4 protein-coding genes and 1 pseudogene are annotated in these 8,198 nt (G+C 58.1%); 4 read left to right on the forward strand and 1 reads right to left on the reverse strand.

Annotated features, from left to right (window positions below; genetic code table 11):
- Nucleotides 1–4 precede the first annotated feature (4 nt).
- Nucleotides 5–799, forward strand: coding sequence for an IclR family transcriptional regulator (locus DOM54_RS17940; RefSeq protein WP_110717636.1), 795 nt, complete (start codon nt 5–7; stop codon nt 797–799).
- Between the two features lie 153 nt (nt 800–952).
- On the opposite strand, the gene tmpT is transcribed toward DOM54_RS17940, so the two are convergent.
- Nucleotides 953–1,612: a thiopurine S-methyltransferase gene (tmpT, locus tag DOM54_RS17945; RefSeq protein WP_110717637.1), complete on the reverse strand. Its 660-nt coding sequence runs from the start codon at nt 1,610–1,612 to the stop codon at nt 953–955.
- Nucleotides 1,613–2,026: 414 nt separating this feature from the next.
- On the opposite strand from tmpT, the gene DOM54_RS17950 reads away from it, so the two are divergent.
- From DOM54_RS17950 to DOM54_RS17960, 3 genes and pseudogenes are all read left to right on the forward strand, one after another.
- Complete coding sequence (locus DOM54_RS17950) at nt 2,027–6,028, forward strand: MgtC/SapB family protein (RefSeq protein WP_110717638.1); 4,002 nt, start codon at nt 2,027–2,029, stop codon at nt 6,026–6,028.
- A 439-nt stretch (nt 6,029–6,467) separates the two neighbouring features.
- Nucleotides 6,468–7,026: pseudogene (locus DOM54_RS20320) on the forward strand (transposase); the annotation flags it as partial.
- 439 nt (nt 7,027–7,465) lie between these two features.
- Nucleotides 7,466–8,198, forward strand: a 733-nt coding sequence (locus DOM54_RS17960) for a glycosyltransferase family 2 protein (RefSeq protein ID WP_162619915.1), incomplete at its 3' end; no start/stop codon positions are given.

Genomic DNA, 8,198 nt, shown 5'->3' on the forward strand with positions numbered 1-8,198 from the left:
CCCGATGGCCGACTCAGCAAGCGCCGGTACCCGCTCGGCGCTGTTCAACCAGTCGATCGAGAAGGCATTCGTGGTACTGGGGCTGTTCGATGCGCACCACAGCGAACTCAGTCTGTCGGAGATCGCCAGACTCACCGAGATGAGCATGGGCTCGGTGCAGCGCATCACCCATACGCTGGAGCAACTCGGCTATCTGGTGCGCGTGGCGCAGAGCCGCAAGTACCGGATCGGCATCGGCGTGCTCGGCGTGGGCGCACAGTATCTCGAGGCCAATCTGCTGATCGATTGCGCCAACCCGTATCTGTCGGATCTCAGCAATCGCTGCCTGGAGACGGTCTCGCTGACCGAGCCCTGCGGGCTCGACATGGTCTATGTGGCGCGCTTCACCAGCCGCCACTACATCCCGATCCACATGCCGATCGGCAGCCGCGTGCCGATGTTCTGCACTGCCTCCGGGCGCGCCTACCTCTCGGCACTCGACGACACCTCCCTGCTTGATCACCTGACACGCAGCGAGCGCATCGCCCACACTGCCAACACCGTCACCGAGATCGAGGACCTGTTAGAGATCGTGCAGCAGTGCCGTCGGCGTGGCCTGTCCTGGAACAACGCCGAATACTTCCGCGGCGACATCAATATCGCCGCCCCCGTGATCAACGCCTCGGGGCAGCCAGTGGCGGCAGTGCACGTCACCGCGCCTGCCAGCCGCTGGCAGCTGGAGAACGCCATCGATACTCTCGGACCACCGCTGCTGGAGTGTGCGAGGGCGATCACCCAGGCGGCGCGCACCCGACGCTAGGTTCCGCTCGCCCGCCACCACCGGCGAGGCCGACAAGGGTCAGGTGATCATCGACATGGAGCCGGCGGCAGTCAGTAGAGGATGATCGGCCACCGAGGACCCGCCCACAGACGGGTCGTCACTTCACTCACGCTTACCCGGGAATTTCACGCGTTACCGAGGCCTGGACAGCAACTGCCACGCCACCTCGACAAACCGGGTGACACCGGCCTCCTTGAAGTTGAGTGATGACTCGAGCACATCCTTGCGTGACAGTTCGGCAATGGTATGGCTCCCGGCGTAATGGCCGGCGACTTCCTCAGGCAGCACCGGAAACGGCGGCCCCGCTTTTTCCGCCGGATCGTACTCGAAGGTGATCAGCAACTGCGGCGCGGCGTGGGTCAACGCCAGGATCTTGGCGGCATAGGCGCCACGCATCGACGGCGGCAGGGCCACCAGCGCAGCGCGGTCGTAGACCAGGTCGACCGGTCCCAGATCATCGGCGTCGAGGCGAAAGATGTCGCCCTGGAAGATCGTCAATCTACCGGCGTGCCAGTATTGACCGCCCTCCCAGGAGGAGATGTCCGGGACCAGTTTCAGTGCTTCGAAAAGCTGGCCGACCGCAATCTCGCTCAGCTCCGCGCCGATCACACGATACCCCGCTTCCAGCAGCCAGCCGATATCCAGAGTCTTGCCGCACAGCGGCAGGAAGACCCTCGCATCGCCAGCGAGGCCAAAACGTGAAACGTTGCGCTTGAGGATGGGATGGACGAACGAGAGATGGAAACCGAGTTCATCGTTTTTCCATCGCGCCTGCCAGAAGTCGTGTTCCATGCTGATGCTCTTCACATTGGGCCAGCAGGGAGCTTACTCATAGGAAGCCCCGTTGGCAGCACGACTTAAGTTTTTACGGAAACTCGGCCGTGATCGTCGGACAAAACCCGGATATTCGTCAGTCTACCAATATCAAGATTTTAGGCCTTTATCGGGATCGCCCAAAATATCGACTTAAGTTGAAGGATATCCCTTATTTAAACACTATCGAAACAATAAATCTTATAAAAACACGTGGTATGCCTTCAATTTAACCCAAAGGGAGACCTATCGAGTGACTTCTGATTTTACCCTCTAGGGGTCAGTAACATAACGAAAGCCCCGTGAGCGTGTCTTCGCGCTCGCCCCTCCTTGCCAAGCCCGAAAAAGCCGGCCACCAGAGAGTCGGCGGGGAAAATAACCAGGAGCCACGCCATGTCCGTTTCCGGAGTTGTCGTCACACCTCGCAGTGTCGAAGAGTCTCTCTCCCGCAAATCGAGTGACGGCGAAGCGTCCGACAAGGAAAATCCGAGTCTCGAGTCGTTCAGAGCCAAGGCCAGGGAAAAGAACTGGCAAGTGGTGGAAGAGGACGACGGACTCCCCCCCGTCAGCAACCTGAAACCCGAACGTGAAGACGCCACGACCATCACCTTCAAGTATGAGGGCAAGACTTACGCCGTTTCCGAACATCTATCACCCTTCAAGTATTCAGTGCTGGAAAACAAGCTGGCGGGCACCGAGATCAGCCAGACCGATAACAACATCGAGGTAAAGGTCGAGGACTCGGAAGCGACCGACGTCATGAACGCCGAGACGACCGAGGACGGCAAGACGGTCGGCGAGCTGTTCAACGACACCATGAAGGAAGAGTGGGGCGATCTGGATCTCGACGACCCTCGCCGACAGTACTATGAGTTGCTTCAGGCCAAGTCCGCGTTGGTCAACGGCTACGGCATCCTGCCCTACCAGACCCAGAAGGATGCGTTCCCGTGGCCGGGCGATACCGAGCCGACCCTGTCGGATTCCGTGATCATGGACCAGGCGAGCACCTATGGCTTGCTCGACGAGGAGGAGATCGCCAGCAAGCTCGCCGAGGTTTCCCAGAACGAGAGTGTCATCTCCGGTGTCGACGACCTGATGCAGGGTGCCGTCGACAAGATCAAGGACAAGGCCGGTCTGACCAATCGCGTCCACGAGACCATGATGAGTCCTGAGTATCTGGAGATGCTCGAAGGCTTGGGTGAGGATGCCGCCAAGACCCGCTTCGCCAACGACATCAAGACGCTGGACTATCTGGATAGCGACAAGGCCAGCGAAGTCCGCAGCCAGATACTCGATAAGGGGCTGATCGACGAGATCAGTGGCGTGATCGAAGAGGGGAACTATTCCGATGAAGCCCTCGAGACGGCGGTCAATGATCAGGTGCAGATGGGTTTGCAGGGCACGTTTTCCTCCATCTTCGGCATTACCTTTTCCGACCGGGCCGTCCAGAACTATCTCAAGAACGGCGAGGGTGACCTGCCCGGCGACGTGAAGCGCGGGCTGGACAGCTACAAGGCAGCGGTCAAGATCGCCTCCAACGCGATTTTCGATTCCTTCAAGGAGAACGGCAAGTTCGACATCAAGGACGTCTCGTCGAGGATCTCCGAGGTCATCGGCCAGAACAACTCCGACCTACCTACCGGGGTCAGAAACGGAGCGGCCGCGCTGCTCCAGGCCAGCATGAAGAACGGAGTGCTCCCCGGCATGGGTGGCATCCTCACTGCCACCGCCGCGATCTACACCCTGAACAAGAACATGGGAGAGACCACGGAAGATCGTCTGGCGGCGGCGCGACTGCTGCTGATTACCGTGGCCACCTCTCCCGCCATGGCGCTGGCCACCGCCAAGACGTATGAACTGTTCCAGGACACTTTCGACAAGCCCGGCATGGCGACGCGGCTCGGTCTCGAGAACAACGATCAACTTCGGGAAGCGTTCGTAAAACGCTTCCCGAGCTCGACGGAGAATGTCTCGGTACCGGAAGCCGATGTCATCGAACTCGAATCCCTCGAGAGCCAGCGCCAGGCGATCTCCGCAACCGCGCCGCAATTGGATACGCCGGATCTTACGCCGGGCTGGGCCGACGACGTCGAGCGCTTCTTCGACGAGATCGCCAGCGGTGAAGGTGACGGCGCCCGCTTCGTTCCCCTCCCCGACGATGCCGACGTCGGCCTGGAGGAGGCGCTGAACGATCCCAACGAGCGCATCTCCAGCGCGAGTAGCAACAATGGCCAGAGCCTGACCGACAATCTCGATGATCTGGATGCCGACAGTCGCGCCAGCGTGCTTGGCATGGCCGATGACCGGCTCAGTAACATGGGGCTCGACCCGAGCGAGATGGATACCCCCAGCAAGCTCAGGATCGTGGGTACGGTGCTGGGGGCGGTCGGCGGTATCGCCGACGGCGCCGGCGGTATCCTGGACATCGCCCTGGGCGCCATGTCGATCGACCAGTTGCGCGACAACCCAGATGCCCTTCCCAGCGAATACGCCGCGGCCTCGATGCAGTTACTCGGTGGCGTGGGCATCGCCGGCATGGCAGGCACCCAACTGGCCAGCATGATCGCGGGGCCAGCCACCGCCTCGGCGCTGGGCGTGGCCTCCGGCGCACTGGGGATCGCCGGCGTCGGCTTCGGCGCCATCGCCGCCATCGTCACCGGTGTGATCGCCAAGCAGAAGCAGGATCAGAAGAAAGAGGAAGTGCGGGACGACTTCCGCACCTGGGGCGGGCTCGGCGTCACCGAGGAAGACTGGGGCGACAAGCTCAACTATGTGCTCCACGCCCGTTACGAATACAACTACTATCACGGCTCCAGCCGCTACGACGACCTCTACCCCGAAGACAAGCCGATGTGGGAAGCCAGGCCGGAGCAATACGAGGACTTCACCGAATACGTCGAAGAGCACGGCAACATCTCCGACGACTGGTTCGATGACTGGGACGACGATCACGACACCGGCATCGGCGAAGGCACCCCGGATCCTTCGGGCCTGCCTCGCTTCGGCGACGACGGAGACCCCGGTACGGCCGGCGACTTCAAGACAGACGTCGATCGCGTCGACGTAGGCTCGATCGAGCTGGCCGACGATGGTCGCGTCATCTTCGTCAAGGATGGGGTCAAGCAGGTCATCGACCCGCTGATTGGCGAAAAAGCCGACGAGAGCGACCGCAAGGAGATCATCGAATACCTCACCGATCTTCATGAAATCACTCACCCCGACGGAAAGCGAGATCAGAAAGTCATCGATAGAATTACCCGGCTTCACGACGAATCCGATCGCTATAACGACATCGACGACCTGAAACGTGCGCTCGACGATTCACAACCCCTCCTGCTGGGCAAGGATGGCAAACACAAGGCGGGTACCTTCGAGGACTTCCAGGAGGATATCGATCGTGTCGAGATCGACTCCATCGAACTCGATTCGACCGATAGCAGCAAGATCAGCTTCATCAAGGATGGCGTCCGTTGGCAAATCGATACCGAAAATCGGGGAAGTCTGTCGAAAAGCGATGCCAACGATATCTTCGATTACCTCAAGAACCTCTACACCATGGTCCATCCGGACGGCGAGCTGGACCAGGAACTGGCGGACGAGATAGACGAGCTGCTGGGAGGCTCTGACGACTATAACGACCTCGACGACCTGCGCGACGAGCTCGACCTCGGCACCGATCCCAGCGGCTTACCGGTCTTCGGTGACGGCGGCATTCCCGGAACCTATGGCGACTTCAAGGAAGACATCGACCGCGTCGACATCGGCTCGATCGAACTGAAGGATGATGGACGTGTCATCTTCGTCAAGGACGGTGTCAAGCAGATCATCAACACCTCAGAAGGAGATGACTCCGATCGAAGCACACGGGAAAAGATCATCCGCTATCTGACGGACCTTCACGACATCGCCAGCCCCGATGGCACACTGGACCAGGATCGAGTCGATGAGATGAACGATGTCTTCGGCAAGACTGATAGATACAACGATACCGACGCCATCAGACAGTATCTCGACGCCGACGCCCCCGCGGCCTGGGATGAGAACCCAGGAACGGTCACTATCTTCGGCGATTCGGGATCGCCGGGTAATTTCGGGGACTTCAAGGAAGATATCGATAAGGTCGACGTCGCTTCCATTAGAGTGGGGCGCGGACCCGACAATGACCAGATTTACTTCAAGAAATCGGGTACCTGGTACGTCCTGACGCCCAACGCCAATAGCAAGATCGAGGATGAGTTCGACAAGTTCGTGGACTATCTGACCGAACTTCACGATATCACTCACCCGGATGGTGTCCTGGACAAGCGGCTCGCGGCCAGAATCGATGAACTACAGGGCGGCAGCGACGACTACAACGATCTGGATGACTTGAAGGCGTTTCTGAACATCGGCTGATGTGCTGCTCAATTGCTCTCTCGCTTCGACTGCATCCAATGCGTGAAGCGAGAGTGCAATGAAGCTCGGCTCTCTTCCGGTCCAACGTTTCGAGACGCCGCTGGTGAGCGGCGATAGTCTCCCGAATAGGGCGCGCGTCATCAGGCAGTAACATGCATTCGAAACATGGCTGCATGACTCCTCACCTGCTTGACCCTGTCATTAGAGTAAAGCTGGAAGCTGCCACGGTTTCAGTCAACTGGAGAAAAACGTTCTTCCCAGATCACTTACATGAATGATCGCGCTAATATGGCTCGCGTTTCTTTCACGCGGTTTTCTGGATCCATCGGTTCGGTCTCATCGACCGCGGATCAGCCCCCTCGAGCCAAATCTTGCCATAGGTTCCATCTGAAAAATCATAACTGCTACGTTGACCCCATTCACTGAACAGGAGACGGTCATGGCAAGCCATTGCGAGCTCTCCGATCAGCGCTGGCAGATCATTCAGGACATCGTTTCTCTATCTCATAACATGAAGCACCCGTGCAGGGATTATCGACAGATATTTGATGGCATTCTCTGGATTCCCTGCTCCAATACACAGTGCGGCGATGATGGCACCTTCGATCGGATTCTTACGCGCTTGCATCCTCGTCTATGTGAAGATGGCTATATGAATCTTGACATCTGGATGGCATATTCAACTTCCATCAGAGCCACTCGGCCGGCCAGTGGTTCCGGCAAAAAAGGGAAGGATCGATAGAACCACTGGATCATGCGCTCGGCCGCAATCGAGGTTGGCTGACTCGACTCAATTGACCGAGTTGCCGGAGAAGGTTCGATGATCAGGTCGTTCGGGCCGGCCTCGCAAAGGCGCCCGCTGTATCATGGCGGACGAAGAATACCATCGACGCAATGTGGTCGAGCGTCTATTTGGCTGACGAAAGGAAAAGCGCCGGTTGAATACCCGTTACGACAAGCTGGCCAGCAGCTTCAGGGCTGTGGTGACAATGGCCTGTTGTCGAGCGCTGCATGAGAGCCGAATTTTCAGACAACACCCAATTCCTTCGACTATCCCCACCATTACTCCCTGCCACCGTCCCCGCCCTTGTCTCGATTCCAGTGTTCCGAAGCGGTAACCCTAGCCATGATGCTCTGTACGATAAACGGCAACCTGCGTTCAAAGTCCCGATCATCGGTGCCGAGCCCATGGATTTAATTAAAGTTTGCCAATGGCGCCCCCCTGAAGACAGTTATCCCACTCTTCGCCTTTGCAGTTTGCGAGGTCTAGACCTCCAGATTGCGCATTGAGCTTACGTTTCGTTGCAAATCGAGAGTCGCCTGCGGAAGTAATCATCCTAAGGAACTGATTATAAAGTTAAAATAAATCTGGCACGCTTTTTGAGTGTAAAGAAGGGTAACGAAACCTCCCTTCCTACCTCAGCAAGAGTTGATTCCATGAACACGCCTACTTTCTCCGTCGTCATGCCCGTTTTCAACGCCGAACGTTCTGTCGGTGACGCCATTCAGTCAGTTCTCGATCAGACGTTTCAGGATTTTGAATTGATCATCGTCGACGATGGCTCTTTTGATCGCACCGTGGAGGTGTGTCGTGAGTTTCGTGATGACCGCATCCGTATCGTGACCCAGAAAAATCGCGGGGCGGCCGATGCTCGCAACAGTGGTGTAGCGGTGGCGCGAGGTGAACACATTGCATTTATCGATTCCTACGACCGTTGGGCTTCGACCGAGCTGGCGCTTCATTTGATCCATCTCCATATCGATGATGGCTTCGAGGTGAATTATTCGACATTGCGATTGATTGAGGCAGGCGATACCGTCACGCCGCTTCGCGACCGATGCCAAAAAAACACAGACATAGCACCTTCGAAGCCAACTCACTCAAGACTGACTCGCTCGATAGGATTCATGGGAATCGCGCTCATGGCCGCCACACTCACCGGCTGCGCGAACACGCGGGGCCCGGGCCTGGGCTCGGCACTGGATGCTTCCACCACTGCCTACGCCCTGGATCACGGTTACGAGGAAGCGAACCCGCTGTTGTCACCCATCGGCGACCCGTACCTCTCGGCGCTGGCAGTCATCGGGGTGAAACAAGGCATCAAGTACTCGCTGCATGAATACGCCGGCCTGAACGAGGATTGCGCTCACTACGGCGTGGAGACTGCCG

The organism is Salinicola acroporae, assembly GCF_003206615.1.
GTDB lineage: Bacteria > Pseudomonadota > Gammaproteobacteria > Pseudomonadales > Halomonadaceae > Salinicola > Salinicola acroporae.